Here is a 25,077-nt window from a genome sequence, read left to right as displayed (position 1 = left end):
TTCTCTCCGGCGTTCAACGAGGTTCAACGACGCTCCACGCCGTGAGCTTCGCCACCTTCCGACATCGGCGCGGCCGGGTGTTCCGGCCCGAGGAAAACCGCCACGTCCCGGCTGTCCGGGGCGGGGTGGGCGACCTGGTGCCAGCCGACGCGGCGGTAGAACCGGACCACGTCGACGGCGCGGGCCGCGGTCAGGAGCCAGCAGCGGCCGTCGGGTGCGTCCCGCGTCACCTCCGCGAGCAGGGCGCGCCCGGCGCCGAGGCCCTGGACGTCGGGCCGCACGGCGAGTTCGTCGACTTGGCGGGAGCCGCCGAGCCAGTCGTGGACGCGGGCCCCGAGGGTGGCGGTGACCAGGGGATACGAGCGGGTCCCGGGAAGCGGGGTGTCGGTCGTCCAGGCGGTCGTGAACCCGATGAGGCGCGGCGGCCGGTCCGCGCCGGGCCCGTGCGGGCCGTCGTCGAAGGCGACCGCCGCGGTGAATCCGGGGCGCACGACGTCGTCCGCGAGGCGTTCCAGGTACTGGCCCGCCTCGGCCGGATCCTCGTTCCAGGGCGGCTGCGCAAAGGCCTCCGCGTAGACGGAACGCACGCCGTCGGCATAGCGCGTGAGCAGTTCGACCCCGGTCACCCGCCGCACGACCACCCGCAGCCCCTTCACGCCGCCCGCCCGAACACCGCACCCACCGGGTGGAGCGAGGCGAACTCCAGGGGCGCCGACGGGTCGATCGAGACGTTCAGGGGTGCGGGCTCCGCGCCCGCGTGCACGAGCAGGTCGCCGACCGCTGCGATCATCGCGCCGTTGTCGGTGCAGAGCCTCAGTGGCGGGACGCGCAGCGCGATGCCCGCCGCCCGGCAGCGCTCCTCGGCGAGCGCGCGCACGCGGGAGTTGGCCGCGACGCCGCCGACCACGACGAGCGTGCCGACGCCGTGCTCGCGGCAGGCGGCGACCGCCTTGCGGGTGAGCACGTCGGCGACGGCCTCCTGGAGCGACGCCGCCCCGTCGGCGACGGGGAGCGGCCGCCCCGCGTGCGCTTCGGCCCAGCGCGCGGCGGCCGTCTTCAGCCCGGAGAAGGAGAAGGAGTGGGCGTGCGCGGCGTCGCGCGGGCCGGTCAGCGGGCGCGGGAACGGTACGGCGGACGGATCCCCGTCGCGGGCCGCCCGGTCGATGGCGGGGCCGCCCGGGTAGGGCAGCCCGAAGACCCGCGCGACCTTGTCGAAGCACTCGCCCGCCGCGTCGTCGAGGGTGTCGCCGAGGTGGACGATCGGGTCGCGCGCGAGGTCGCGTACGAGAAGGAGGGAGGTGTGGCCGCCGGAGACGATCAGGACCATGCAGGGGTCCGGGAGCGGGCCGTGCTCCAGGGTGTCGGCGGCGACGTGCCCGGCCAGGTGGTGCACGCCGTACAGGGGTACGTCCAGGGCGTACGCGAGGCTCTTCGCGCCGGCGAGGCCGACCTGGAGGGCGCCGGAGAGGCCCGGGCCGGTCGTGACGGCCACCGCGCCGATGTCGGACATGCGCAGCCCGGCCTCGTCCAAGGCGCGGCGGACCACCGGGGTGAGCGCGTGGACGTGGGCGCGAGCGGCGATCTCGGGGACGACGCCGCCGTAGCGGGCGTGTTCGTCCATGCTCGACGCCACCGCGTGGCCGAGCAGCCGTCCGTCGCGGACGAGGCCCGCGCCCGTCTCGTCGCAGGACGACTCGATGCCGAGCACCACCGGTGAGTCCATCGCGGGTTGGCCCTTCTGTCCGTTCGGCTCTTGCCTGGGTACCTATAGCACCAAGTATGTACCTGCAAGTTATGTGCAATAAGGGTACGCCGTCAGGTCCCCAGTAGAGTGCGGCTGCGCAGTCTCCCCCCGAACCCCGAGGTCAGGTACCAGCAGTGACCCCCGCACCCCCCGCAGGAACACCGGCCGTCGCCGTCGTCGGGATCGGGGCCGACGGCTGGAACGGGCTCCCGGCCGCGTCGCAAGCCGCGCTCGCGGAGGCCGATGTGCTCATCGGCGGACCCCGCCAGCTGGAGCTGCTGCCCGCCGGCCGGTGCCCCGGCGAGCGCGTCCGCTGGCCCTCGCCGCTGCGGCCCGCCGTGCCGGGCCTGCTCGCCGCCCACGCGGGACGCCGCGTCGCCGTGCTCGCCAGCGGGGACCCCATGTTCTACGGCATCGGACGCGCCCTGACCGAGGAACTCGGCGCGGCCGCGCTGCGCGTGTTCCCGCACCCGTCCGCCGTCTCCCTCGCCTGCGCGCGCCTCGGCTGGCCCGTCGAGGACACGGAGGTCGTCACGCTCGTCGGCCGCCCGGCCGCCCGCGTCGCCGCCGCGCTGCACGACGGGCGCCGCCTCCTCGTGCTCAGCGCGAACGCGGCCACGCCCGCAGAGGTCGCCGCCCTGCTGCGCGAGCGCGGCTTCGGCCCGAGCCGGCTGCGCGTCCTCGAACAGCTCGGCGGCGAGCGCGAGTCGACGTACGAAGGCGTCGCCGACACCTGGTCGCACGAGCCCGGCGACGCGCTGAACGTCGTCGCGGTCGAGTGCCGCCGCTCCCCCGACGCGCTGCGGCTCGGCGTCGTGCCGGGGCTGCCCGACGCCGCGTACGAGAGCGACGGGCAGCTCACCAAGCGGTACGTCCGCGCCGCCACGCTCGCCGCGCTCGCACCCGCACCCGGCGAACTGCTCTGGGACGTGGGCGGCGGCTCCGGGTCGATCGCCGTGGAGTGGCTGCGGGCGCACCCGTCGTGCCGTGCCGTCACCGTCGAGAAGAACCCCGTGCGCGCCGAGCGGATCACCCGCAACGCCGAGCGGCTCGGCGTGCCGGGGCTGCGCGTCGTCACCGGCGCCGCGCCCGCCGCGCTCGCCGGACTGCCCACGCCCGACGCCGTGTTCATCGGCGGCGGCCTCACCGCGCCCGGCCTCCTCGACGCCGGCTTCGCCGCGCTGCCCCCCGGTGGACGGCTCGTCGCCAACACCGTCACGCTGGAGTCCGAGGCGCTCCTCACGGAGTGGTACCGGCGCCACGGCGGCGAGTTGGTGCGGCTCGCGGTCGCGCAGGCCGTCCCCGTGGGCGGCTTCACCGGCTGGCGGCAGGCCATGCCGGTCACCCAATGGTCCGTCACCAAGCCAGTCCAGGCCCAGCAAGCAGGAGTTGACCAGAGATGACCGTGTACTTCATCGGCGCGGGACCCGGCGCCGCCGACCTGATCACGGTCCGCGGCGCGCGACGGATCGCGAGCTGCCAGGTCTGCCTGTACGCGGGCAGCCTGGTGCCGCGCGAACTGCTCGCCGAGTGCCCGGACGGCGCGCAGCTCGTCGACACCGCGCAGCTCAACCTGGACCAGATCACCGAGAAGCTGGTGCACGCGCACGAGCAGGGGCTCGACGTGGCGCGGCTGCACTCCGGCGACCCGTCCGTGTTCAGCGCGGTGGCCGAGCAGATGCGGCGGCTCGACGCGGCCGGGGTGCCCTATGAAGTGGTGCCCGGCGTCCCGGCGTTCGCCGCCGCGGCGGCCGCGCTGAAGCGGGAGCTGACCGTGCCGACCGTCGGCCAGACCGTCATCCTCACCCGCATCGCCCAGCGCGCGACGGCCATGCCCGAGGGCGAGGACCTGGCCACGCTCGGCCGCAGCGGCGCACTGCTCGTCCTCCACCTGGCCACGGGGTACGTCGACCGGGTGGTCGAGGAGCTCCTGCCGCACTACGGCGCCGACTGCCCCGCCGCGGTGGTCGCCCTCGCCAGCCGGCCCGACGAGGTGATCCTGCGGGGCACGCTGGAGACCATCGTGGGGCAGGTGAAGGAGGCGGGCATCGTGCGGACCGCCGTCATCATGGTGGGGCGGACCTTGGGCGCCTCGCAGTTCCGCGACAGCCACCTGTACTCGGCGGAGCGGGACCGGCACGTCTGCTGACCGTGGCCCGGGGCGCCGCCCGGCGACCCGCCCGCGGTGCTATTTGAGGGCGCTGCGGCCCACGACCGTGCCGGCCCGGTCGATGCAGATGACGTCGACCATGACCGGCGCGCCCCGCAGCACGGCGAGCGCCTCGTCGCGGGCCGCCCCGGCGACCAGGTCACCGAGCGGCACGCCCGCCGCCGCGCACAACTGGAGTGCCGCGAGGCCCGTGTTGGCGGCGGCGACCTGCTCCGCGAGGTCGGCGGATGCACCGCCCCTGCGGGCCAGCTCCGCGAGGAAGCCCTTGTCGACCTGGGAGCGGGCCGAGTGCAGGTCGAGGTGGCCCGCCGCGAGCTTCGACAGCTTGGCGAAGCCGCCGCAGATGGTGAGCCGGTCGACGGGATGGCGGCGCACGTACTTCAGGACCGCGCCCGCGAAGTCCCCCATGTCCAGGAGCGCGTCCTCCGGCAGCCCGTACTCGGCGACGACCGTCTTCTCCGACGTCGATCCCGTGCATCCGGCGACGTGCGTGCGCCCGGCCGCCCGCGCCACGTCGACGCCGCGCCGGATCGAGTCGATCCACGCCGAGCAGGAGTACGGCACGACGATGCCGGTCGTCCCGAGGATGGACAGGCCGCCGAGGATGCCGAGCCGCGGGTTCCAGGTGGAGCGGGCGATCTCCTCGCCGTGGTCCACGGAGACGGTGATCTCGACGTCCGGCGCGGCCCCGGCGCGCTCCGCCACCAGCGCCACGTGGTCGCGCATCAGCTGCCGCGGCACGGGGTTGATCGCGGGCTCGCCGACGTCCAGCGGCAGCCCGGGACGGGTGACCGTGCCGACCCCCGGGCCCGCCTTGAAGACGACGCCCGAGCCCGGCGGCAGCCGCCGCACCGTGGAGCGCACGAGCGCGCCGTGCGTGACGTCCGGGTCGTCGCCCGCGTCCTTGACGATGCCCGCCATGGCGTACGCGTCCGTCAGCTCCTCGGCGGCGAGCGCGAAGGCCGGGGTCTGGCCCTTGGGCAGCGTGATGGTCACCGGGTCGGGAAAGCCGCCGGTCAGCAGCGCCGTGTACGCGGCCGTCGTGGCGGCGGTCGCACAGGCGCCGGTCGTCCAGCCGGGCCGCAGACCGGTGTGCTTGAGTTGAGCGCTGCGCCCGCCCTTGGCCTCGCCCGCCCCGCTTGCCTCACTCATGAATGGAACCGAACTCCGTGCACGTACTGATTCTGGGGGGAACGACCGAAGCCCGCCGCCTGGCGGAGCTCCTCTCGGCCGATGCGGGACTGCGGGTGACCAGTTCCCTGGCGGGACGGGTCGCGGCGCCGCGCATGCCGCCCGGCGAGGTCCGCGTGGGCGGCTTCGGCGGGGCCGAGGGGCTGGCGGCGTGGCTGACCGCACACCACGTGGACGCGCTCATCGACGCCACCCATCCTTTCGCCGGGACGATCTCGTTCAACGCGGCGCGGGCCGCCGCCACGGCCCATGTTCCCCTGCTCGCCCTGCGCCGCCCCGGCTGGGTCGCGGAAGACGGGGACGACTGGCATACGGTCGACTCCCTGGAGCAGGCTGCACGCGTACTGCCCGCCCTCGGCGAGCGGGTGTTCCTCACCACCGGGCGGATGGGCCTCGCGGCGTTCGCGGGCCCCGGGACGGCCGCCTTGTGGTTCCTCGTACGCTCCGTCGACGCGCCCGAGCCGCCGTACCCCTCCCGGATGGAGGTGCTCCTCGACCGGGGTCCGTTCACGCTCGACGGGGAGCGGGAGCTGGTGCGCCGCCACCGGGTCGACGTCGTGGTGACGAAGGACAGCGGGGGCGCGGCGACGGCGCCGAAGCTTGTCGCTGCGCGCGAGGCGGGGGTTCCGGTCGTGGTGGTCCGGCGCCCTGCCCTGCCGGGGGGAGTCCGCGAGGTCGCCACACCGGAGGAGGCCGTCGAGTGGGTGCGTTCCGCTGCGTGGTGAGGTGCGGGTGCGTTGTGGCCGAGCGCGCAGTTCCCCGCGCCCCTGACGGGGCGCAGCCCCGCTTTCAGGGGCGCGGGGAACTGCGCGACCAGCCCCCACGCACCCGCAGACGAAGACGCTTACCCCTCGGGATACCGCCGGGGCGTCCACACGATCTGCTCCGCGCCCCCGCGCCTCCGTACCCACTGGGTCTGCGAAGACCCGACGATCAGCAGCGTCCGCATGTCGACCTCGGCGGGGTCGAGGTCCCCGAGGCGTACGATCCGCACGCTCTCCTCGGGGCCGCCCACGTCCCGTCCGAGGACGACCGGCGTGTCCGGCGCCCGGTGTTCGAGCAGCAGTTCCCGTGCCTTGCCCACCTGCCAGGTCCGGCTGCGCGAGCCCGGGTTGTAGAGCGCGAGGACGAGATCCGCGGCGGCCGCCGCGGCAAGGCGCTCCGCGATGACCTCCCAGGGCTTGAGCCGGTCGGAGAGGGAGATCGTCGCGTAGTCGTGGCCGAGCGGGGCCCCCGCCCGGGCCGCCGCCGCGTTCGCGGCCGTCACACCGGGCAGCACCCGTACCGGAACATCCGCGTACGCGTCCTGCGAGGCCGCCTCAAGGACCGCCGTGGCCATCGCGAAGACGCCGGGGTCACCGCCCGACACGACGGCCACGCGCCGCCCGCGCCGCGCCAGCTCCAGGGCGAACTCGGCGCGTTCGGACTCCACGCGGTTGTCGGACCCGTGCCGCCGCTGCCCGGCGCGGTGCGGCACACGGTCGACATACGTGGTGTAGCCGACCAGGTCGTCTGCGGCGGCGAGCGCGCCGCGCGTCTCGGGGGTCAGCCACAGCGGCCCCGCGGGTCCCGTGCCGACCACGACGACCTCTCCGCACCGCTCCGCGGGCGGTTCCGGCGCGGGCCCGCCCGTCAGGGGCGCCACCCGGCTCGGCAGCACCGCCACGGAGAAGTACGGCACCGAGTCGGGGTCCACGTCGGCGAGGCGGCCGGTGCGCTCGCCCTCCATGGTGGCCCGCTCGACGTAGCGGGCCTCGTCGAGGCGGCCCGCGCTCTCCAGGGCGCCGCGCACCTTCCCGAACGTACGGCCGAGCTTCATGACGACCGCCGAGTCCGTCGCCGCGAGGCGCGCGGCCAGCTCCTCCTCGGGGAGCGTGCCCGGCAGGATCGTCAGCACCTCCTCGGCCTCCACCAGGGGCTCGCCGAGGCGGGCCGCCGCCGCGCTCACCGAGGTGACGCCGGGGATCACCTCGGTCGGGTAGCGGTGCGCGAGGCGCTTGTGCATGTGCTGGTAGGAGCCGTAGAAGAGCGGGTCGCCCTCGGCGAGGACGGCGACCGTGCGGCCCGCGTCGAGGTGGGCGGCGAGGCGGGCCGCGGCCTCCTCGTAGAACTCGTCGAGGGCGCCGCGGTAACCGCCGGGGTGGTCCGTGGTCTCCGTCGTGACGGGGTAGACCAGCGGCTCCTCGATGTGGTCGTCCCTGAGGTGCTTCGCCGCGATGGAGCGGGCGATGGAGCGCCCGTGCCGGGCCGAGTGGTAGGCGATCACGTCGGCGGACGCGATCACCTCGACGGCGCGCACGGTCATCAGGGAGGGGTCGCCGGGGCCGAGCCCGACGCCGTACAGCTTCCCCCGGGAAGTGGTCTCGGTGTTCACTCCGCCTCGCTCGCAATCGCGTTGATCGCCGCCGCGGCCATCGCGCTGCCGCCGCGCCGCCCTCGTACGACCAGGTACTCCAGGCCGGAGGAGTGCTCGGCGAGCGCGTCCTTGGACTCGGCGGCGCCGACGAAGCCGACCGGGATGCCGAGGACGGCGGCCGGGCGCGGCGCGCCTTCCTCGATCATCTCCAGGAGGCGGAAGAGGGCGGTGGGCGCGTTGCCGATGGCGACGACGGAGCCTTCGAGGCGGTCGCGCCAGAGTTCCATGGCGGCGGCGCTGCGGGTGGTGCCGAGCTCGGCGGCGAGGTCCGGCACGGACGGGTCGGCGAGGGTGCAGATCACGTCGTTGTCGGCGGGCAGCCGCTTGCGGGTGACGCCGCTCGCGACCATGTTCGCGTCGCAGAGGATCGGCGCGCCGTCGCGCAGCGCCTTGCGGGCGTCGGCGATCACCCGCGGGCTGTAGGCGAGATCCTTCACGAGATCCACCATCCCGCAGGCGTGGATCATCCGGACCGCGACCTGGCTGACGTCGGCGGGCAGGCCGTGGAGGTCCGCCTCCGCGCGGATGGTGGCAAAGGACTCGCGGTAGATCGCCGCGCCGTCCTTCTCGTAGTCGAACACTGTGCTCTCGCTCATCTCGTGGCCGTCGTTTTCGTGGTGTTACGTGCCGTGGTGACCGTCTCGGTCAGGGTGCTGCCCGTCACGGCCTCGGTCGAGCCGCCGGTGTGCCGCGTGACCTCGTAGCGGCCGTCGCCGGTGGCGAGGACGTCGACCCAGTCGCCGTGCGGGTGACCGCAGCGCCGCTCGCAGCCGGACCAGTGGACGGGGAGTCCGCCGGTGCCGGGCACTGCGTCGGCGCGGACGTCGGCGAGGGACTTGGCGCAGCCCGGGCGGCCGGTGCAGGCGCCGACGCCCAGCCAGGGCGAGTCGGGTGCGGTGACGTATCCGGCGGCGGCCAGCGCGGCCAGCCGTCCGCGGGCCGCAGCCCCGTCGGCGAAGCCGGGGAGCACGAAGCCGCGCCAGGGCGTGACCCGCAGCTCGTCGGCGGGGAGCGGCAGGAGGGCCCGCCACTGGGCGGCGCTCACGCGGCCGAGGCGGGCGTGGACCACCACTGCGCGGCCGACGACGCCCGGGGCGGGCGGCGCGGCGATCGGCGGCCGCGGGACGTCGGCGGGAGTGGCGGAGACGTCGGCGGGAGTGGCGGAGACGTCGGCGGGCGTCGCGGAAACGTCGGTGGGCGTCGCGGATACGCCGACCGGCGTCGCGGAGACGTCGGCCCGGGACAGTGCTCCCGCCAGGTCCGCGGTCGTCCCTTCGGGCAGTTCGCGCACCCGCCACGCCCCGTTGCCCGCCTCGCGCGCGGCGTCGAGGAAGGCCGCGGCGGCCGCGAGGGCGGCGCGCGGGACGTCGGCCCCGGCGACCCGGCAGGCGTGGCCCCCGAGACGTACGACTGCGGTCCCGCCGGATTCTGCGATCAAGGTCACATCGCCGCCGAGCCCGGCCGCATCCCCGCGGCCGTCGTCGAGGGCGAACAGGAAGCGGCCGGAGAGCGCTGTCGTCCACTCCTCCGCGCACAGGAGTCGGTCCAGCTCACGGGCCCACAACTGCACGTCGGCGTGGCCGAGTCCGTCGGTTCCCGCGAGCGGGGACGCCACCACGTTCCGCACCCGCTCGTGGCGCTCGGAGGGCAGCAGGCCGGCGTCCGCGAGCAGCCGGGAGAGCTCGCCGCCGCACGCGTCGCCGAGACCGCGCAGCTCGATGTTGCCGCGCGAGGTGACGCTGAGGTTCCCGTCCGCCAGACGCTCCGTCGCGGCCGCCAGCACGGACGTCTGATGCCCCGTCAGGAGACCGCCGGGCAGCCGGAGTCGGGCGAGGCGCCCGTCGTCCGCGAGGTGCAGGCGGAGGGCTCCGGGGCAGGCGTCACCCCGGTCACGTATGAGGGATTCGCCCTGGTCTGGGGATGGTGCTCGGGTGGGCGGCATGGCGGCGAGCATACCCACGCGGATCCGGCCGGTCGCCTCCCGAGACGGACCGTCCTGGCAGGTGGCCGCCCCATCGGCGGCGGGCAGGACTTACTATGCAGGCGGCGGGCCTCCAGCGGTCTCGGGGCAGTGGGGTGCGGGTCCGCGTCGTTCGGTGCGTGCTCTCGGCGTGCTGGGCGGAGGCCCTCGTACTGGACGTACTTGGGACTTCGCCCGGCGCGGCGAGAGGGCGTGCCGGGCGGCGTGGGCGCGTGCCACACTGCCCCGAGACCGCTGGGGTCCGCCGACGCCAGCGACGGCGTGGGTCCACCAGGACCCCAGGGAGGAAGCCCGGTGCGAATCCGGCGCGGTCCCGCCACTGTGAGCCCCACCTGTGTGGGGTGAGCCAGGAACTCCTGCCGTCCATACGACCACCCGGGGCGCGGACACCCCGAGGAAGGCCTGCGCCCGCATGCTTCTGCTGTTGTCGACCTCCGACACCGACCTGCTCAGCGCCCGCGCGGCGGGAGGCCCGGTCGACTACCGGTTCGCCAACCCGTCCCGTCTGGACCTCGACGCGCTGCCCGCCCTACTGGACGGCGTCGACCTCGTCGTCGTACGCCTCCTCGGCGGCGTCCGCGCCTGGCAGGACGGCCTCGACCAGCTCATCGCCACCGGCCTCCCGGTCGTCGTGCTCACCGGGGAACAGGCGCCCGACGCCCAGCTGATGGCGTCGTCGACCGTGCCGATCGGCATCGCCGCCGAGGCGCACGCCTACCTCGCGCACGGCGGCCCCGCCAACCTGGAGCAGCTGGCCCGCTTCCTCTCCGACACCGTGCTGCTCACCGGCCACGGCTTCGAGCCTCCCGCCGCCGCCCCCTCCTGGGGCCCGCTGGAGCGCACCGCCCGCGCCGACGTCGAGGGCCCCACGGTCGCCGTGCTCTACTACCGCGCCCACCACATGAGCGGCAACACCGCCTTCGTGGACGCGCTGTGCGGCGCGATCGAGGACGCGGGCGCCCGCGCGATGCCGCTGTACGTGGCTTCGCTGCGCGCCCCCGAGCCCGAGCTGATCGACGAGCTGCGCGCCGCCGACGCCATCGTGACGACCGTCCTCGCGGCGGGCGGCACCAGGCCCGCCGAGGCGTCGGCCGGCGGCGACGACGAGTCGTGGGACGCGGGCGCGCTGACCGGCCTCGACGTGCCGATCCTCCAGGCGCTCTGCCTGACCGGGTCGCGCTCCGCGTGGGAGGAGAACGACGAGGGCGTCTCGCCGCTGGACGCCGCGAGCCAGATCGCGGTGCCCGAGTTCGACGGGCGCCTCATCACGGTCCCCTTCTCCTTCAAGGAGATCGACGAGGACGGCCTTCCCGCGTACGTGGCCGACGCCGAGCGGGCGGCCCGGGTCGCCGGCATCGCCGTACGGCACGCACGCCTGAAGCACATCCCGGCCGCCGACAAGCGCCTCGCGCTGGTCCTCTCCGCGTACCCCACCAAGCACTCCCGCATCGGCAACGCGGTCGGCCTCGACACCCCCGCGTCCGCCGTCGCGCTCCTGCGCAGGCTCATCGCCGAGGGCTACGACTTCGGCCCCGAGGCCGACATCCCGGGCCTCGTCTCCGGTGACGGCGACGAGCTGATCCGCGCGCTCATCGACGCGGGCGGCCACGACCAGGAGTGGCTCACCGAGGAACAGCTCGCCGCCAACCCGGTGCGCATCCCGGCCGCCGACTACAAGCGGTGGTACGCGACGCTGCCGCAGGAGCTGCGGGACTCGGTCGAGCAGCACTGGGGGCCGCCGCCCGGCGAGATGTTCCTGGACCGCTCGCGGGTCGGCAACGGCGGGGACCCGGAAGGCGACATCGTGCTCGCCGCCCTGCGCCGCGGCAACCTCCTCATCCTCATCCAGCCGCCGCGCGGCTTCGGCGAGAACCCCATCGCGATCTACCACGACCCGGACCTGCCGCCGTCGCACCACTACCTGGCGGCGTACCGCTGGATCGCGGCGCCCGCGGCCGACGGCGGCTTCGGCGCCGACGCGATGATCCACCTCGGCAAGCACGGCAACCTGGAGTGGCTGCCCGGCAAGAACGCGGGCCTGTCCGCCGCCTGCGGCCCCGACGCCGCGCTCGGCGACCTGCCGCTGATCTACCCCTTCCTGGTCAACGACCCGGGCGAGGGCACGCAGGCCAAGCGCCGCGTGCACGCCACGCTCATCGACCACCTGGTGCCGCCGATGGCGCGCGCCGACTCCTACGGCGACATCGCGCGCCTGGAGCAGCTCCTCGACGAGTACGCGCAGATCAGCTCCATGGACCCGGCGAAGCTTCCGGCGATCCGCGCGCAGATCTGGACGCTCATCCAGGCCGCAAAGCTCGACCACGACCTGGGTCTGGAGGACCGTCCGGACGACGACGGCTTCGACGACTTCCTGCTGCACGTCGACGGCTGGCTCTGCGAGATCAAGGACGCGCAGATCCGCGACGGCCTGCACGTCCTCGGCACCGCACCGGCCGCCGGTGACCGCGTCAACCTCGTCCTCGCGATCCTGCGGGCCCGCCAGATCTGGGGCGGCACGACCGCCCTGCCCGGCCTGCGCGAAGCCCTCGGCCTCGACGAGTCCGCGGCGACGCGGACCACCGCCGACGCGGCCGAGGAGCAGGCCCGCGCGCTGGTCCAGGCGATGGACGACGCGGGCTGGGACCTCGCCGCCGTCCCCCGCGACCAGGGTGAACAGGTCGCCGCCGTCCTGGAGTTCGCCGCCCGCGAGGTCGTCCCGCGCCTCGCTGCCACCACCGCCGAACTCGACCACTCCGTGCACGCGCTGAACGGCGGCTTCGTCCCTGCGGGCCCCTCGGGCTCCCCGCTGCGCGGCCTGGTCAACGTCCTGCCGACCGGCCGCAACTTCTACTCGGTCGACCCGAAGGCCGTCCCGTCCCGCCTCGCGTGGGAGACGGGCCAGGCCCTCGCCGACTCCCTCATCGAGCGGTATCGGACGGACAACGGCGAGTACCCCACGTCCGTCGGCCTCTCCCTGTGGGGCACGAGCGCGATGCGCACGGCGGGCGACGACGTCGCCGAGGCCATGGCGCTGCTCGGCGTCCGCCCGGTCTGGGACGACGCGTCGCGCCGCGTCACGGGCCTGGAGGCCATCCCGTACGAGGAGCTGGGCCGCCCCCGCATCGACGTGACGCTGCGCATCTCGGGCTTCTTCCGCGACGCGTTCCCGCACACCATCGGCCTGCTCGACGACGCGGTGCGGCTCGCCGCCTCGCTCGACGAGCCCGCCGACCAGAATTACGTACGCGCCCACGCCCAGGCCGACCTGGCCGAGCACGGCGACGAGCGCCGGGCCACCACCCGCATCTTCGGATCGCGCCCCGGTACGTACGGCGCGGGCCTGCTCCAGCTCATCGACTCCCGCGACTGGCGCACCGACGCGGACCTCGCCGAGGTCTACACGGTGTGGGGCGGCTACGCGTACGGCCGCGGGCTCGAAGGCCGCCCGGCCCGCGCCGAGATGGAGACCGCGTACAAGCGCATCGCCGTCGCCGCGAAGAACACCGACACCCGCGAGCACGACATCGCGGACTCGGACGACTACTTCCAGTACCACGGCGGCATGGTGGCGACCGTGCGCGCGCTGCGGGGCACGGCACCGGAGGCGTACATCGGCGACTCGACGCGCCCCGAGACGGTCCGCACGCGCACGCTGGTCGAGGAGACCTCGCGGGTGTTCCGCGCCCGCGTGGTCAACCCCAAGTGGATCGAGGCGATGCGCCGCCACGGCTACAAGGGAGCCTTCGAACTCGCCGCCACCGTGGACTACTTGTTCGGGTACGACGCCACGACGGGCGTCGTCGCCGACTGGATGTACGACAAGCTCACGGAGACGTACGTCCTGGATCCGACGAACCGTCAGTTCCTCCAGGAGGCCAACCCCTGGGCGCTGCACGGCATCGCGGAACGCCTCCTGGAGGCGGAGTCGCGCGGCATGTGGGCCAAGCCGGACCCGGCCGTGCTCGAAGCGCTGCGGCAGGCCTACCTGGAGTCCGAGGGCGACTTGGAGGACGGCGGCGACGAGGGCTGAGGGCCGGTCTTCGCACCCCCGAGCCAGGCGAGTGCGGCCGTCGTCAGCGCCGTGACGCCGGTGGTGACGGCCGGCTCGACCAGCGGGGCGAAGAACGGCGAGTGGTTGGACGGGATGTCGCGCTCGAAGGTCCCCGCCTTCTGCGCGGTGACCACCTCCGCGGGGCCGGCGCCGCCGAACAGCCAGTAGCAGAGCGGGACTTCGCGATCCGCGCAGGTCGCGAAGTACCCGACGTCCTCGCTGCCGGTCACGGGGCCCGGGTCGAGGATCCGGTCCTCGCCGAGCACCGCGCCGATCGCCGCCATCGTCCTCTCGACGGCGGCCGCGTCGTTGTCGAGGACGGGGAACGCGTCGATCTCCGTGATCTCGGGCTCCCGCTCCGCCCCCGCCGTGGCCGCCTCGCCCTTGATGATGCGCTCGACGGCGGCGAGGACCCGCCTGCGGACCTCGGGCGTGTACGTCCGGATGTTGATCTGCAGCTCGGCCTCGTCCGGGATGATGTTGTCCTTCGTGCCCGCCCGCAGCGAGCCGACGGTGACCACGGCCGTCTCGCCGCCCGCGATCTCCCGCGACACGACGGTCTGCAGCCGCATCACGGTCGCGGCGGCCATCACCACGGGGTCGATCGACGCCTCGGGGCGCGAGCCGTGCGCGCCCTTGCCGAACATCCGCACGCGCAGGGCGTCGGTCGCCGCGAAGGCGGGCCCGGCGTGCGCCCCGATCATGCCGACGGGGAGCGGCGCCACGTGCTGCCCGAGCACGACGTCCGGGATGCCGAACCGCTCGTAGAAGCCGTCCTCGACCATCGCCCGCGCGCCCTGCGCGGTCTCCTCGGCGGGCTGGAAGACGCCGACGATCCTGCCCGACCAGCCGTCGCGGGCGTCCGCGAGCAGCCGCAGCGCTCCCAGCAGACAGGTGACGTGCATGTCGTGGCCGCAGGCGTGCATCACGCCGTCGTTGACGGACGCGTACGGAAGTCCGGTGCGCTCCGTCACCGGCAGCGCGTCGAAGTCGGCGCGCAGCAGGACGGTCGGGCCCTCACCGTTCGCCAGGACGGCGACCACACCGGTGCGGCCGACGCCGGTCGTGACCTCGTACCCGTACGAGGCGGCGCGCCGGGCGACCTCGGCGGCGGTGCGGTGTTCCTCGAAGGACAGCTCGGGGTGGGCGTGCAGATCGCGGTAGAGATCGGCGAGCTCGCCCTTGATGGCGTCGAGGCCCCGCAAGGCGGAGGCGGTCCGTTCGGCGGCGGTCATGTCACGCTCCTCGTCTGTCGTACTCCCGCCACCCTACGTACGACGCTCAGGGGCGCCCGGAACCGGTCACACCGCGAGCACGTCACCCCAGTCGTCACCGAAGATCGGAAAGGGACCGCCGCGCCATGACCACACCGCCCCCGACCACCCCGCACACCGCGCACCCCACGCACAGCACGCGCCACCTCTACATCGCCCGGCACGGCGAGGCCACCCCGGACGAGAGCGGGCTGACGCAGAGCGGCCTCAGACAGGCGGTCCTCCTCGGCGAACGCCTCCGGAGCGTGCCCCTCTCGGCGATCCACCACGGCCCGCTCCCCCGCGCCGAACAGACGGCCCGTCTGGTGGCCGATCAGTTGAACGGCGCCGTCCCCCTGCACCGCTCGGCCCCGGCGGGCGACTATCTCCCCCACCTCCCGCACAGGGACGAACTGCCGCCCGAGACGGCCGACGCGACGCTGGCGCGCCTGGCGGAGTTCCCCGAGGCCGAGCGCGTGGACGGCCCCGCCCTGGCCCAGGAGGCCCTGGCCCGCTTCACCGGCCCGGTCCCCGGCGACGAGCCGCGCCACGAACTGCTCGTCACCCACAACTTCCTGATCGGCTGGCTGGTCCGCGCCGCGCTGGAGGCCCCACCGGCGCGCTGGCTGGGCCTCAACCACTGCAACGCGGCGCTGACGGCCATCCGCTACACCCCGGGCCGCCCCGCCGCCCTGGTGTTCTACAACGACATGCGCCACCTGCCCGACGAACTGCGCTGGACCGGCTTCCCCCCGGAGCTCCGCGCCTGAGCCCTCCTTACGGCGGCCCGCCCGGCAGCACGATGTTGTTGATCAACGGCCCCTCGACGGAGATCCCTTCGTTGATCAGCGTGTCGATGACGGGCAGCGGAATGGGATTCGCCGCGGCGGTCGCGGCCGTTGCGGTGGAGAGGACGAGCCCGCCGACGAGGGCGGCGGCGAGGGTGATGACGGCGACGACGTGCCGAGGCGACATGCAACAGCCTTCCTGCGTGGGGAGGTTGGACGAACCGGGGAGCGGGAGACAACCCGTTCGTATGATCGTCGGTGACTTCCTGACCGCGCCGGGGTTACACAGGGCGAACGGGCCGTGCTCGACGGCCCGGACACGCACGCTTCAAGGAGGCCGCAGTGAACGGCAGTTGGGCGCAGAAGATGTCCCGTTGGGCGCTGGTCGCGGCGATGACGGCCACGCCGGCCGTCCTGTGCTCCGGCACGGCACACGCCGACGAGGAGAACCACAACTCGCACAACGCGCCCAGGGTCGGGCTGATCAACACCGGCCAGATCGACGACCCGCTGGAAGACGTGCTGGAACACACCCTGAACTTCGGCGACGGCTACCGGTGGGGCTGACGGCCTGAGCGCCGGGGCGCGAGCGACCGACACCCGCACTTGCGGCTCCCGATCCGATCCGGCCCCAACCGGTCCGGTCCGGGAGACGCAAGTGCGGTGCGGGTGAGAGCGGGCGCTCAGGTCACGGCGCGAGACACCCCGTGAGCGGGATCTCCGTGGGGAGGCCGGGGCTCGCCGGGTCGACGAGCGCCGTGATCTCCGCGGGCGCCTGGGCCAGACAGTCGACGGTCGCGACGGGATCCGGCACGGCGCTCGCGGGCGCCGCGAGGACTCCCAGCAACGCGACGGCACCGAGAATGACGGCGGCGGAACGGCGCATGTGAACTCTCCTTCATGTCAGCGAAGTTGCCTCCGGCTCGACGATCAACGCGAGCCGCTCCGTGACTCCCCAACCCCGGATCGCGATACGCCCGATATCACCCGTACGTGAAAGAAGTAACGATTCACCTGGCTCAGGTCCTTCCGCTCACGGTGATGGCGCGGCGATGACATCGCCCCCGGCCGCCGTATCGCGTTGACACGGACCGCCGCCGGACGTTGACTGGCTGCACGGCGCAGAGCCATGTCGCTACGGAACGCCGGCCAGGAACGGGCCGCACAGAAGACCTAAGAACGCCCACATGCGGACGGAAGCGGCACCGATGATGTACGACCAGAGACGCGCCCAGCAACCCGCGGACCAGCCGCGGGACCGTGCCGAACCCGCCGCGGCGGGCCCCGAGCCGCTGCTGCCGTCGGACGAGCGCGAAAAGATCACCCGGCGCCTCGGCCACGCGATCAACACCTTCGCCGACACCCCGCGCGACGCGCTGGAAGAGGCGGACGCCGCCCTGAACGAGACCTCCGCCCTGCTGATGGAGGCCATCGCGGAACGGAGACGCGCGCTGCGCGCGGACTGGCAGGAGCAGGACCCCGGCACCGAGGCCGTCGAACTCCGGCTCGCGCTGCGCCAGTACCGGGAGATCACCCAACGGCTGCTGCGCCTTTAGGCCACTGTCCGCGGTGCCGGTGGCGGGAGATGGTCCAGGATCTCGAAGTGCAGACGCAGGCTCGGGTGGCGGAGCAGCTTGAGCGTCATCGACTGCGTGCAGATCAGGCGTAGCCGTCCGCCCTGTCTGGCGCGGGCGCGCGTCAGAACCCGTACGCCGGAACCGTCCATGAACGTCACACGGCGCAGGTCGATCAGCAGATCGGCGTGGTGCCCGGGCGTCAGGGTGTCGAGGTATGAGGTGATGGCGGGAGCGGTGGCGACATCGATCTCCCCCCGCAGGCTGACCACGAGGTCGTGTCCGTGCGCGTGCACGGACGCGATGCAGGACGTCGTCGGCGTCGAAGACGGCATGACTCTCATTTGGCTGAGTAGCAGTACGTCCCTGAGGACCGGTCGCCAACGGGGTCTGGGCCGGCGCTTCACGGTAACGGCCGGAAAGCGCCTGTCGCGGCGATTCAGCCGATCCGCTGCGACGCCTGCCTCGCACCTGCTAATGGGACTGCCGAGCCTATTGGGCACCTGTGGGGCCGGAGGGGGGCGGGTCGGGGAGGGTCAGGTGATCGTGGACGACGGCGTGGGCGAGAGCCGTCAGGTCCGTCTCCTGGGCGTGGGCGTGCGCCCGGAGCAGGGCCAGGGCCTGGCTGCCGGTGAGCGAGTGGCGGTAGCTGATCATGCCGATGGCCTGGTGGACGGCGGCGTCGACGGGCAGCAGCCAGGCGCTCGCGAGGTCGTCCTCGGCCGGCAGGGGCGCCGCGAGGAGCAGGAGATCGGCCGCGTCGACGTGGTCCTGGGCGGTGTGCAGGTCGGCGTCGGAGATCGGGCCGGGACGGTGCCGGTAGAGGCAGAGCACGAGACCGGCCTGCCGTGCCGGGTCGCTGCCGTTGAGGATGGGCAGGGCGAAGACGGCGCGGATGTGGTGGGCCTTGGCGTCGTGGGCGTAGAAGGGCCACTCGCGGGTGAGGTCCGGGTCGTCGAGGTCGTCGGCGAGAACGCGGACGCGCCGGTCCAGGGCCTGCACGCACGGCCCCTCTCCGAGGTTGATCTGGAGTGCCTCGCCCTTGGCGGCCAGCGGACCGACGGCACACAGCGACACCCGCTGCGCAAGGGCGGCGTCGACCGCCAGCGTGAGGCCCACCGAATAGGCGCCGCGCAGGGCCGAACGGCACGACGCGCCGATGCGGCCCGCCGGGTCGGCGTGGCCCGTGTGGCGGGCGGCGAGGACCACGGCTTCCGGCCGGGGCGGGGTCATCGGAGTCTCGCGGGGGGTACGTGCGGACGAGCCGCCCTGTGGCGCGCGGGCATCTTGGCATCCGATCTCCGGCATGCACCGCCGATGCCGCCCCGACGGGGAAGCCGGTGTCGGCGAGTAGGGCGGCTTTCGCACGCGGGTAACTTGCGCTTTCACCCTACGCCCGTTCCCGGCCCGCCACAGGTTTCCGGCACCCGTGCCCGCGGGACTGTCCCTAGACTGAACCCTCCGGAGCGCGCCCCCGCACCGGAGGGGTGCTCCTCAAGGCGGCCGCATCGGGAGGTGAAGAGCTGTGGGCACCGACGATCTGGCCACCGTGCTGGAGAGCCTGCGTCCCTCCTCCGGCCATATGGGGCTGATCGGTGCCGACCCGAGGCTGTGCGCACAGATCCTGCGGGTGGACGGCATCGCCGTCTCCGCGACGACGGACAGCGGACCGAGCGAATTGCTCTGGTCCACCGCGGGCGCCAGCGCACGCCTGGAGGACCTGCAGTTCGCCCTGGGCGAGGGGCCGGGGCTCGACGCCGCCGCCTCCGTCACCCCCGTCCTCGTACCGGACCTGGCGTCCCTGCCTGCCGACCGCTGGCCCGCGCTGTCGCCCGAGGCCGCGGCGCTGGGCATCGGCGCGATCTTCTGCTTCCCGCTCTCCCTCGGGTCCGCCTGCCTGGGCACCATGACCTTGCAGCGCGGCACACCCGGTCCGATCACGGACACCACCATGACCGACGTCCTGCTCGTGGCCAACGCCCTGGTCGCTCTCCTCCTCGAGGACGGCCCGCAACAGACCTCCTTCGCCGACGCGGACGACTCCTCGGACTTCTACCGCGCCGTGGTGCATCAGGCCAGCGGCATGGTGAGCGTGCAGGCCGGGGTCTCCCTGGCCCAGGCTCTCCTGCGGCTGCGCGCCCACGCCTACCGGCACGGGAGGCCCGTGGTGGAGGTCGCCGAGGACGTGGTAGCCAGGCGGCTGAGCTTCCAGAATGATGAAAACGGGCCGGGTACTCCTGCCGGCGAAGGGACTGAAGGGCCATGACACGTGAAGAACAACTGCTGGCAGCCATGGTCGAGGCCGTAGACACCCTCGTCGACGACTTCGACCTGATCCACTTCCTGCACCAGCTGTGCGACCGGTGCAACGACCTGCTCGACGTCTCCGCCGTCGGCGTCATGCTCAGCGACCCCAGCGGCGGCCTGCAGCTGATCGCCGCGTCGGACGAGCACACCCGGCTGCTCGAGCTCTTCGCCATCCAGAGCGAGGAGGGACCCTGCGTCAAGTGCTTCCGCAGCGGCACCGCCCAGCTCAACATCACCCTGACGTCACCGGTGCGGACCGCCGACTTCCCGCGTTTCGCGGAGCGCGCCCGCCAGGCCGGCTTCACCACCACCCATGCCCTGCCGATGCGCATGCGGCAGCAGGTCGTCGGCGCACTGAACCTCTTCGACGTCCGCGAGCAGAAGCTCAGCGAACGAGACGCGCGGGTGGCGCAGGCACTGGCCGACGTGGCGACCATCGCCATCCTGCAGCACCGCACGATCATGCACGGCAACATCGAGCGGACCCAGCTGCGGGCCGCGCTGTCGAGCCGCATCGTCATCGAGCAGGCCAAGGGAATACTCGCCGAACGCTGGAGCACCACCCTCGACGAGTCGTTCGACGCCCTGCGCCAGCACGCCCGTAGACACCAGCAGTCCCTGACCGAGCTGTGCCGTCAGCTCATCGACGGCTCCCTGGACACCTCCGCCATCCGCCGCCCCTGACCACCCGCCCCGGCCCGCACGCCCCCGGCCCCACCCGTCCACCTCCCGCATCCGCCCCGGCCCCCGGCGGAAGGCACGTCCCTTTCGCCGCCTGCCCGGTACGCACCCGTCGTAGGGACGCCTCGTGAACCAGGACCACCATGCCGCGGCCTGGCAGCGCGTCAGCGCAGCCACCGGCAGCCCCACGCTCGCCGCCGGCTGCCGGGCCTGCGCCGACGATCTGGAAGCCGACTTCGCCGGCGTGAACCTCGTGACCGCGGGCGAACTGCGCCTGATGGGCGCGGCCACCGACGAGCGCGCCCGGCTGGTGGAGGACGCCCAGCTGGTCACCGGGGAGGGGCCGTGCACCGACGCCTTCGCCCGCCGTGCCCCTGTCCTGGTGCAGGACCTGCACCACGCGGCCGACCGATGGCCCGTCTTCGCGCCCAGCGCCTGCGAGCAGGGCGCCCGCAGCGTCCTCGCGCTGCCCCTCGCCATCGGCACGCTCACCATCGGCGCCCTGGACCTCTACCGCTGCGTGCCCATCCGCTTCACCCCCGTGCAGCGGGAGCGTGGTGAGGCCTACGCACGCGTCCTGGCCGTCCTCGCCCTGTACGAGCACCCCCACCTGCTCGCCGCCCCGACCCGGCCCGCCAAGCCCGGGCCGCACGGCTATCCGCCCACCGTCCACATGGCCGCCGGCGTCATCGCCGCCAAGTACGGGCTCAGCGCCGACGACGCCCTGGCCCGCCTCCGGGCGCACTCCTTCCGGCACAACCAGCCCCTGCTGCGCACCGCCGAACACGTCATCGACCACCAGCGGCTCGACTGACCGGTCTCTCCGGCACGGCTCCCGTGCTGGCCCACATGGCGGGCCCGGTGTCATCCGTTCCCCGGTCGGTGCCGTCACGTCGGATTCCCGCATGTCACCCGGTGTTAGGGGTACAGGGCGGGCACTACCGCACATAACGACACCACACCGGAGATTCGTCATGTCCACCACGAAGGTTTCCGACTACATCCTCCAGCGCCTGCGCGAGTGGGACGTGGAGCACGTCTTCGCCTACGCCGGGGACGGGATCAACGGACTGCTCGCGGCGTGGGGGCGCGCCGACAACAAACCGAAGTTCGTGCAGGCCCGCCACGAGGAGATGGCGGCCTTCCAAGCGGTGGGGTACGCCAAGTTCTCCGGCAAGGTCGGCGTGTGTGCCGCCACCTCGGGTCCCGGCGCGATCCACCTGCTCAACGGCCTGTACGACGCGAAGCTCGACCACGTCCCTGTCGTGGCGCTGGTGGGCCAGACCAACCGCAGCGCCATGGGCGGCTCGTACCAGCAGGAAGTGGATCTCGCGAGCCTGTACAAGGACGTCGCGTCGGACTTCTGCGAGACCGTGACGGTTCCCGAGCAGCTGCCCAACGTCATCGACCGCGCGATGCGCACGGCCTACGCCAAGCGCACGGTCACGGCGGTCATCATCCCCGCCGACGTGCAGGAGCTGGACTACTCCCCGCCCACCCACGCGTTCAAGATGGTGCCCTCCAGCCTGGGCATCGGTCGGTACGCACCCGTGCCGGCCGACGAGGACATCGCGCGGGCGGCCGAGGTCCTGAACGCCGGCGAGAAGGTGGCCGTCCTCATCGGGCAGGGTGCCCGCGGCGCCCGCGACGAGGTCGAGCGGCTCGCGGACGTGCTCGGCGCGGGCGTGGCCAAGGCGCTGCTCGGCAAGGACGCGCTGCCGGACGACCTGCCCTACGTCACCGGTGCGATCGGGCTGCTCGGCACGAGGCCCTCGTACGAGCTGATGCAGGAGTGCGACACCCTGCTGATGATCGGCTCCAGCTTCCCGTACGCGCAGTTCCTGCCCGACTTCGACCAGGCGCGGGCGGTGCAGATCGACATCGACCCGCACATGATCGGGCTGCGGTATCCCTTCGAGGTGAACCTCGTGGGCGACGCGCGCGAGACGCTGCGACGCCTCCTGCCGCGCCTGCACCGCAAGGAGAGCCGGGCCTGGCGCGAGAAGGTCGAGAAGAACGTCGCGCGGTGGTGGGAGGTCATGCAGCGCCGTGCCGCCGTGGACGCCGACCCCATCAACCCGGAGTACGTGGTCCACGCCCTGGACGGCAAGCTGCCGGACGATGCCATCCTCTCCGCCGACTCCGGCTCCGCCGCCAACTGGTACGCCCGGCATCTGCGGCTGCGCGGCACCATGCGCGGTTCGCTCTCCGGCACGCTGGCGACGATGGGGCCGGGCGTGCCCTACGCCATCGGCGCCAAGTTCGCCCACCCGGACCGCCCGGCGATCGCCATCGTCGGCGACGGCGCCATGCAGATGAACGGCATGATGGAGATGGTCACCGCCGCGAAGTACCACCACGAGTGGTCCGACCCGCGCCTGATCGTGGCCGTCCTGAACAACAGCGACCTCAACCAGGTCACCTGGGAGATGCGGGCGATGTCAGGCGCCCCGCAGTTCGAGGAGTCGCAGCACCTGCCCGATCTGCCCTACGCCGACATCGCGCGGTCCATGGGCCTCGGCGGCGTACGGGTGGAGAAGCCCAAGCACGTCGAGGCCGCCTGGGACCAGGCGCTCGCCGCGGACCGGCCCTTCGTCATCGACTTCCGCACGGACCCGGCCGTCCCGCCCATCCCGCCGCACGCGTCGCTGGACCAGATCGAGGCCGCCGCCTCGGCGATCCTGCACGGCGACAGCGACCGCGGTTCCGTGATCAAGCAGGGCTTCAAGGCCAAGGTGCAGGAGATGCTGCCGGGCAGCCGGCACCGCGGTGACCGGCCCGGCGCCGGAGAGCACGACAGCGGCGAACAGGACAAGTGACAGGCGGGCCGCGACTCGCCTCCTCATCCGTTCGGTCGCTGTCTGCTCGCACACCACCGGCACCCCGCATCAGATGGATTCCATCCGATCTGCCCGGATTTCCCGAATTCTGTGATTCCCGGGTGAGGAGCCGACCGTCGGGTACGCGAGAAGTCACCGTGAAGCGGATGCGGTCAAGCAGCCCATCCGGTCTGGAAGGAGAACACCATGCCGCAGGGTTCCAGCCCCAAGCGCGAGCGTCAGTACGAGCACATCAAGGAGGGCGCCGAGAAGCGCGGCACCTCCAAGGGCCGCGCGAAGGAGATCGCCGCGCGCACCGTGAACAAGGAGCGGGCCCGCTCCGGTGAGTCGAAGACCGCGAGCAAGACGTCCACCCAGGACAGGAAGTCCGCCCCGCAGCGCGGCGGCGAGCGTTCGCACAGCGGCTCCCAGGGGCCGACGAAGGACCAGCTGTACGCGGAGGCGAAGAAGAAGAACATCGACGGCCGTTCGTCGATGAACAAGGACGAACTCGCCAAGGCCCTCGGCCGCTGACCGCGGCGCGCGCGATGACCGAGTACGAACGTTCACGCACGATGCCCGCCCTGCCGGAGCACGTCTTCGACCAGGCCGCCGACGTCGACCAGATGGACGCCTGGCTGCCGCAGGACCTGCACGTGGACGCCGGGGAGGAACCGCCCGCCGTCACCGTGCACGAGGACCGCACCGACCAGGACGTGTCCGCCCTGCTGCGGGCCCGGCGCGACCAGCTGCGGCTGGAGTGGGGCACCCGCGAGCAGGGCGGCTACACCGGCTGGCTCCAGGTCGCGGGACTGGACAGCGGCACCAGTGAGGTCACGGTGCATCTGTCGTTCTTCGAGGAGGGGCACGACCCGGGTGAAGAGGCCGTGCACACCGCTCTCGACCGCAGCCTGCAGCGGCTGGAGGAACAGGTCCGGCTGCGCGTCGACAACGCCGCAGGCTGACGCCGACGCCGTCGAGGCCGGCCGCGTGCTCGACGCGGCCGGCCTCGACGCCGCGGGTGCGGTCCTGGCCGAGTTCAGCCCTGCCCGTCACTCGGCCGCAACTGCCGCATGCGGCCGTCGAGTTCACGCTGGTAGAAGTCGATGAACCCGTCCGGGTCGGGGCCGGCGTTCTGCATGACGAGCCGGTCGAAGCCCGCGTCCACGAACTTCTGCGCCACCTCGACGAACCGCGCGGGATCCGTGCCGCAGGCGAACTTCTCCAGGATGTCCTCCTCGCGCACGGTCGTGGTCGCGGCGTCGAAGTTGACCGGATTGGGCAGCTCGCTCATGACCTTCCACCCGGTCAGGGCCCAACGCGACGTCTCCAGGGCGGCCTTGGCCCCGGCGTGCTCGTCGGGCGCCCACGCCATCGGCACCTCCGCGTACCGCGGACCGGAACCGCCGGCCTCCCGGTACTGCCGGACGATCTCGGGCTTGTCCTCGGTGGCGAAAAGACCGTCCCCCAGCTCCGCGGCGAGCGCCGTCGAGGCCTTGCCGCTCGCGGCCACCGCGATCAGCGGAAGCGTCTCCGGGAGGTCGAACACGCGGGCGTCCGAGAGCCGCAGATGCTTCCCCTCGTACGACTGGTAGCCGCCGCTCCACAGCAGCCGGATGATCTCCAGGGCCTCCCTGAACATCTCGTGCCGGGTGGACACGGCGTCCGGGAAACCGACGCCGGTGACGTGCTCGTTGAGCCGCTCGCCCGAACCGAGTCCGAGCACGAAACGACCCTCCGACAGCAGGGCGAGGGTGGCGGCCGCCTGCGCGATGATCGCCGGGTGGTAGCGCACCGTCGGGCACGTCACGCCGGTCGCCAGCTCGATCCGTTCGGTCTTGGCCGCGATGCTGCCGAGCACCGTCCAGGCGAACGGCGAGTGCCCCTGGTTGTCGAGCCAGGGATGGTAGTGATCGCTGATCTCGACGAAATCGAACCCGGCCTGCTCGGCCAGCACCGCCTGCCGCACCAGTTCCGCCGGGCCGAAGGCCTCGGCGGCGAGCTTGTAACCGATCTTCATGTGCGTCTCGTCTCCTTGCGTGCGCCACTTCTGTCGCTGCGGCTTCTGCCCTTTTGCCCGCTTAGAGGTACCCGCCGGCCTT

The 25,077-nt window shown here is 73.1% G+C and carries 25 protein-coding genes and 1 riboswitch; of the genes, 13 read left to right on the top strand and 12 right to left on the bottom strand.

Translation table 11 applies throughout. The annotated features are described in order from the left end of the window. Positions 1 to 23: 23 nt before the first annotated feature. Positions 24 to 656 (bottom strand): GNAT family N-acetyltransferase, encoded by a 633-nt coding sequence (locus tag ACH4D5_RS22800; RefSeq protein WP_398305442.1) that lies wholly within the window; start codon positions 654 to 656, stop codon positions 24 to 26. After that, positions 653 to 1,723 carry a tRNA (adenosine(37)-N6)-threonylcarbamoyltransferase complex transferase subunit TsaD gene (gene tsaD / locus ACH4D5_RS22795; RefSeq protein WP_398305439.1) on the bottom strand — a complete coding sequence of 357 codons (1,071 nt, stop codon included), beginning with the start codon at positions 1,721 to 1,723 and terminating at the stop codon, positions 653 to 655. The genes ACH4D5_RS22800 and tsaD overlap by 4 nt, the downstream gene beginning before the upstream one ends. Positions 1,724 to 1,878: 155 nt before the next feature. On the opposite strand from tsaD, the gene cbiE reads away from it, so the two are divergent. Beyond that, a complete protein-coding gene (cbiE, locus tag ACH4D5_RS22790) occupies positions 1,879 to 3,147 on the top strand; it encodes a precorrin-6y C5,15-methyltransferase (decarboxylating) subunit CbiE (protein WP_398305436.1) in 1,269 nt (422 codons plus the stop codon). Beyond that, positions 3,144 to 3,893 (top strand): precorrin-4 C(11)-methyltransferase, encoded by a 750-nt coding sequence (cobM, locus tag ACH4D5_RS22785; RefSeq protein WP_398305433.1) that lies wholly within the window; start codon positions 3,144 to 3,146, stop codon positions 3,891 to 3,893. Before cbiE ends, cobM begins: the two co-directional genes overlap by 4 nt. A 39-nt stretch (positions 3,894 to 3,932) precedes the next feature. Here cobM and ACH4D5_RS22780 read toward each other — a convergent pair whose 3' ends face one another. Then, entirely contained in the window at positions 3,933 to 5,066 is a 1,134-nt protein-coding gene (locus ACH4D5_RS22780; protein WP_398305430.1) for a cobalt-precorrin-5B (C(1))-methyltransferase, read from the bottom strand. A 17-nt stretch (positions 5,067 to 5,083) separates the two neighbouring features. On the opposite strand from ACH4D5_RS22780, the gene ACH4D5_RS22775 reads away from it, so the two are divergent. Next, complete coding sequence (locus tag ACH4D5_RS22775; RefSeq protein WP_398305427.1) at positions 5,084 to 5,830, top strand: cobalt-precorrin-6A reductase; 747 nt, start codon at positions 5,084 to 5,086, stop codon at positions 5,828 to 5,830. A 119-nt stretch (positions 5,831 to 5,949) separates the two neighbouring features. On the opposite strand, the gene cobJ is transcribed toward ACH4D5_RS22775, so the two are convergent. The 3 genes from cobJ to ACH4D5_RS22760 all read right to left on the bottom strand — a co-directional run bounded on the left by cobJ (position 5,950) and on the right by ACH4D5_RS22760 (position 9,475). Next, positions 5,950 to 7,410, bottom strand: a complete 1,461-nt coding sequence (gene cobJ, locus ACH4D5_RS22770; protein WP_398306044.1) for a precorrin-3B C(17)-methyltransferase — start codon at positions 7,408 to 7,410, stop codon at positions 5,950 to 5,952. A 65-nt stretch (positions 7,411 to 7,475) separates the two neighbouring features. Next, positions 7,476 to 8,102: a precorrin-8X methylmutase gene (locus ACH4D5_RS22765; RefSeq protein ID WP_362992512.1), complete on the bottom strand. Its 627-nt coding sequence runs from the start codon at positions 8,100 to 8,102 to the stop codon at positions 7,476 to 7,478. Positions 8,103 to 8,113: 11 nt separating this feature from the next. Further along, positions 8,114 to 9,475 (bottom strand): cobalamin biosynthesis protein CobG, encoded by a 1,362-nt coding sequence (locus ACH4D5_RS22760; protein WP_398306041.1) that lies wholly within the window; start codon positions 9,473 to 9,475, stop codon positions 8,114 to 8,116. A 282-nt stretch (positions 9,476 to 9,757) separates the two neighbouring features. Next, a riboswitch (cobalamin riboswitch) is annotated at positions 9,758 to 9,877 on the top strand. A 37-nt stretch (positions 9,878 to 9,914) separates the two neighbouring features. Here ACH4D5_RS22760 and cobN point away from each other — a divergent pair. Next, on the top strand, positions 9,915 to 13,532 hold the full coding sequence (gene cobN, locus ACH4D5_RS22755; RefSeq protein ID WP_398305424.1) for a cobaltochelatase subunit CobN: 3,618 nt from the start codon (positions 9,915 to 9,917) through the stop codon (positions 13,530 to 13,532). Here cobN and ACH4D5_RS22750 read toward each other — a convergent pair. Next, positions 13,484 to 14,788 (bottom strand): amidohydrolase, encoded by a 1,305-nt coding sequence (locus ACH4D5_RS22750; RefSeq protein ID WP_398305421.1) that lies wholly within the window; start codon positions 14,786 to 14,788, stop codon positions 13,484 to 13,486. The genes cobN and ACH4D5_RS22750 overlap by 49 nt on opposite strands. Positions 14,789 to 14,913: 125 nt before the next feature. Here ACH4D5_RS22750 and ACH4D5_RS22745 point away from each other — a divergent pair, with 125 nt between their 5' ends. Continuing rightward, positions 14,914 to 15,576, top strand: a complete 663-nt coding sequence (locus ACH4D5_RS22745; RefSeq protein ID WP_398305418.1) for a histidine phosphatase family protein — start codon at positions 14,914 to 14,916, stop codon at positions 15,574 to 15,576. Positions 15,577 to 15,583: 7 nt separating this feature from the next. Here ACH4D5_RS22745 and ACH4D5_RS22740 read toward each other — a convergent pair whose 3' ends face one another. After that, positions 15,584 to 15,781: a hypothetical protein gene (locus ACH4D5_RS22740; RefSeq protein WP_398305415.1), complete on the bottom strand. Its 198-nt coding sequence runs from the start codon at positions 15,779 to 15,781 to the stop codon at positions 15,584 to 15,586. Positions 15,782 to 15,960: 179 nt separating this feature from the next. Here ACH4D5_RS22740 and ACH4D5_RS22735 point away from each other — a divergent pair, with 179 nt between their 5' ends. Continuing rightward, the gene (locus ACH4D5_RS22735) at positions 15,961 to 16,161 is read left to right on the top strand and encodes a hypothetical protein (RefSeq protein WP_398306039.1); all 201 of its coding nucleotides are present in this window, start codon (positions 15,961 to 15,963) and stop codon (positions 16,159 to 16,161) included. Positions 16,162 to 16,282: 121 nt separating this feature from the next. Here the strand turns inward: ACH4D5_RS22735 and ACH4D5_RS22730 are convergent, their stop codons facing one another. Further along, a complete protein-coding gene (locus ACH4D5_RS22730) occupies positions 16,283 to 16,480 on the bottom strand; it encodes a hypothetical protein (protein WP_398305412.1) in 198 nt (65 codons plus the stop codon). Between the two features lie 322 nt (positions 16,481 to 16,802). Here ACH4D5_RS22730 and ACH4D5_RS22725 point away from each other — a divergent pair, with 322 nt between their 5' ends. After that, positions 16,803 to 17,150 carry a hypothetical protein gene (locus ACH4D5_RS22725; RefSeq protein WP_398306036.1) on the top strand — a complete coding sequence of 116 codons (348 nt, stop codon included), beginning with the start codon at positions 16,803 to 16,805 and terminating at the stop codon, positions 17,148 to 17,150. Here the strand turns inward: ACH4D5_RS22725 and ACH4D5_RS22720 are convergent. Beyond that, entirely contained in the window at positions 17,147 to 17,503 is a 357-nt protein-coding gene (locus ACH4D5_RS22720) for an STAS domain-containing protein (protein WP_398305411.1), read from the bottom strand. The two genes, ACH4D5_RS22725 and ACH4D5_RS22720, sit on opposite strands and share 4 nt — an antisense overlap. 157 nt (positions 17,504 to 17,660) lie before the next feature. Then, the gene (locus ACH4D5_RS22715) at positions 17,661 to 18,401 is read right to left on the bottom strand and encodes an ANTAR domain-containing protein (protein WP_398305408.1); all 741 of its coding nucleotides are present in this window, start codon (positions 18,399 to 18,401) and stop codon (positions 17,661 to 17,663) included. A 292-nt stretch (positions 18,402 to 18,693) separates the two neighbouring features. On the opposite strand from ACH4D5_RS22715, the gene ACH4D5_RS22710 reads away from it, so the two are divergent. The 6 genes from ACH4D5_RS22710 to ACH4D5_RS22685 all read left to right on the top strand — a co-directional run bounded on the left by ACH4D5_RS22710 (position 18,694) and on the right by ACH4D5_RS22685 (position 23,940). Further along, positions 18,694 to 19,434 carry an ANTAR domain-containing protein gene (locus ACH4D5_RS22710; protein WP_398305406.1) on the top strand — a complete coding sequence of 247 codons (741 nt, stop codon included), beginning with the start codon at positions 18,694 to 18,696 and terminating at the stop codon, positions 19,432 to 19,434. Further along, positions 19,431 to 20,159, top strand: coding sequence for an ANTAR domain-containing protein (locus tag ACH4D5_RS22705; protein ID WP_398305403.1), 729 nt, complete (start codon positions 19,431 to 19,433; stop codon positions 20,157 to 20,159). Before ACH4D5_RS22710 ends, ACH4D5_RS22705 begins: the two co-directional genes overlap by 4 nt. A 124-nt stretch (positions 20,160 to 20,283) precedes the next feature. Beyond that, complete coding sequence (locus ACH4D5_RS22700) at positions 20,284 to 20,970, top strand: GAF and ANTAR domain-containing protein (protein WP_398305400.1); 687 nt, start codon at positions 20,284 to 20,286, stop codon at positions 20,968 to 20,970. A 160-nt stretch (positions 20,971 to 21,130) separates the two neighbouring features. After that, complete coding sequence (locus tag ACH4D5_RS22695) at positions 21,131 to 22,975, top strand: thiamine pyrophosphate-requiring protein (protein WP_398305397.1); 1,845 nt, start codon at positions 21,131 to 21,133, stop codon at positions 22,973 to 22,975. 207 nt (positions 22,976 to 23,182) lie between these two features. Then, positions 23,183 to 23,509 carry a plasmid stabilization protein gene (locus ACH4D5_RS22690; protein ID WP_398305394.1) on the top strand — a complete coding sequence of 109 codons (327 nt, stop codon included), beginning with the start codon at positions 23,183 to 23,185 and terminating at the stop codon, positions 23,507 to 23,509. A gap of 14 nt (positions 23,510 to 23,523) precedes the next feature. Then, positions 23,524 to 23,940: an SRPBCC family protein gene (locus ACH4D5_RS22685; protein ID WP_398305391.1), complete on the top strand. Its 417-nt coding sequence runs from the start codon at positions 23,524 to 23,526 to the stop codon at positions 23,938 to 23,940. Positions 23,941 to 24,014: 74 nt separating this feature from the next. Here the strand turns inward: ACH4D5_RS22685 and ACH4D5_RS22680 are convergent, their stop codons facing one another. Then, positions 24,015 to 24,995 carry a TIGR03557 family F420-dependent LLM class oxidoreductase gene (locus tag ACH4D5_RS22680; protein ID WP_398305388.1) on the bottom strand — a complete coding sequence of 327 codons (981 nt, stop codon included), beginning with the start codon at positions 24,993 to 24,995 and terminating at the stop codon, positions 24,015 to 24,017. Between the last annotated feature and the right edge of the window lie 82 nt (positions 24,996 to 25,077).

The organism is Streptomyces sp. NPDC018029, assembly GCF_044327655.1.
GTDB lineage: Bacteria > Actinomycetota > Actinomycetes > Streptomycetales > Streptomycetaceae > Streptomyces.
Note: the sequence above shows the minus strand (reverse complement) of the source record. Positions and strands in the feature narration are given on the sequence as shown.

Coding starts and splice junctions, on each gene's coding strand:
- ACH4D5_RS22685 (WP_398305391.1), top strand. CDS start 23,524: ATGACCGAGTACGAACGTTCACGCACGATGCCCGCCCTGCCGGAGCAC.
- ACH4D5_RS22780 (WP_398305430.1), bottom strand. CDS start 5,066: ATGAGTGAGGCAAGCGGGGCGGGCGAGGCCAAGGGCGGGCGCAGCGCT.
- ACH4D5_RS22720 (WP_398305411.1), bottom strand. CDS start 17,503: ATGCCGTCTTCGACGCCGACGACGTCCTGCATCGCGTCCGTGCACGCG.
- ACH4D5_RS22745 (WP_398305418.1), top strand. CDS start 14,914: ATGACCACACCGCCCCCGACCACCCCGCACACCGCGCACCCCACGCAC.
- tsaD (WP_398305439.1), bottom strand. CDS start 1,723: ATGGACTCACCGGTGGTGCTCGGCATCGAGTCGTCCTGCGACGAGACG.
- ACH4D5_RS22725 (WP_398306036.1), top strand. CDS start 16,803: ATGATGTACGACCAGAGACGCGCCCAGCAACCCGCGGACCAGCCGCGG.
- ACH4D5_RS22740 (WP_398305415.1), bottom strand. CDS start 15,781: ATGTCGCCTCGGCACGTCGTCGCCGTCATCACCCTCGCCGCCGCCCTC.
- cobM (WP_398305433.1), top strand. CDS start 3,144: ATGACCGTGTACTTCATCGGCGCGGGACCCGGCGCCGCCGACCTGATC.
- ACH4D5_RS22695 (WP_398305397.1), top strand. CDS start 21,131: ATGTCCACCACGAAGGTTTCCGACTACATCCTCCAGCGCCTGCGCGAG.
- cobN (WP_398305424.1), top strand. CDS start 9,915: ATGCTTCTGCTGTTGTCGACCTCCGACACCGACCTGCTCAGCGCCCGC.
- ACH4D5_RS22735 (WP_398306039.1), top strand. CDS start 15,961: ATGTCCCGTTGGGCGCTGGTCGCGGCGATGACGGCCACGCCGGCCGTC.
- ACH4D5_RS22760 (WP_398306041.1), bottom strand. CDS start 9,475: ATGCTCGCCGCCATGCCGCCCACCCGAGCACCATCCCCAGACCAGGGC.
- ACH4D5_RS22680 (WP_398305388.1), bottom strand. CDS start 24,995: ATGAAGATCGGTTACAAGCTCGCCGCCGAGGCCTTCGGCCCGGCGGAA.
- ACH4D5_RS22705 (WP_398305403.1), top strand. CDS start 19,431: ATGACACGTGAAGAACAACTGCTGGCAGCCATGGTCGAGGCCGTAGAC.
- cobJ (WP_398306044.1), bottom strand. CDS start 7,410: ATGACCGTGCGCGCCGTCGAGGTGATCGCGTCCGCCGACGTGATCGCC.
- ACH4D5_RS22715 (WP_398305408.1), bottom strand. CDS start 18,401: ATGACCCCGCCCCGGCCGGAAGCCGTGGTCCTCGCCGCCCGCCACACG.
- ACH4D5_RS22750 (WP_398305421.1), bottom strand. CDS start 14,788: ATGACCGCCGCCGAACGGACCGCCTCCGCCTTGCGGGGCCTCGACGCC.
- ACH4D5_RS22690 (WP_398305394.1), top strand. CDS start 23,183: ATGCCGCAGGGTTCCAGCCCCAAGCGCGAGCGTCAGTACGAGCACATC.
- ACH4D5_RS22730 (WP_398305412.1), bottom strand. CDS start 16,480: ATGCGCCGTTCCGCCGCCGTCATTCTCGGTGCCGTCGCGTTGCTGGGA.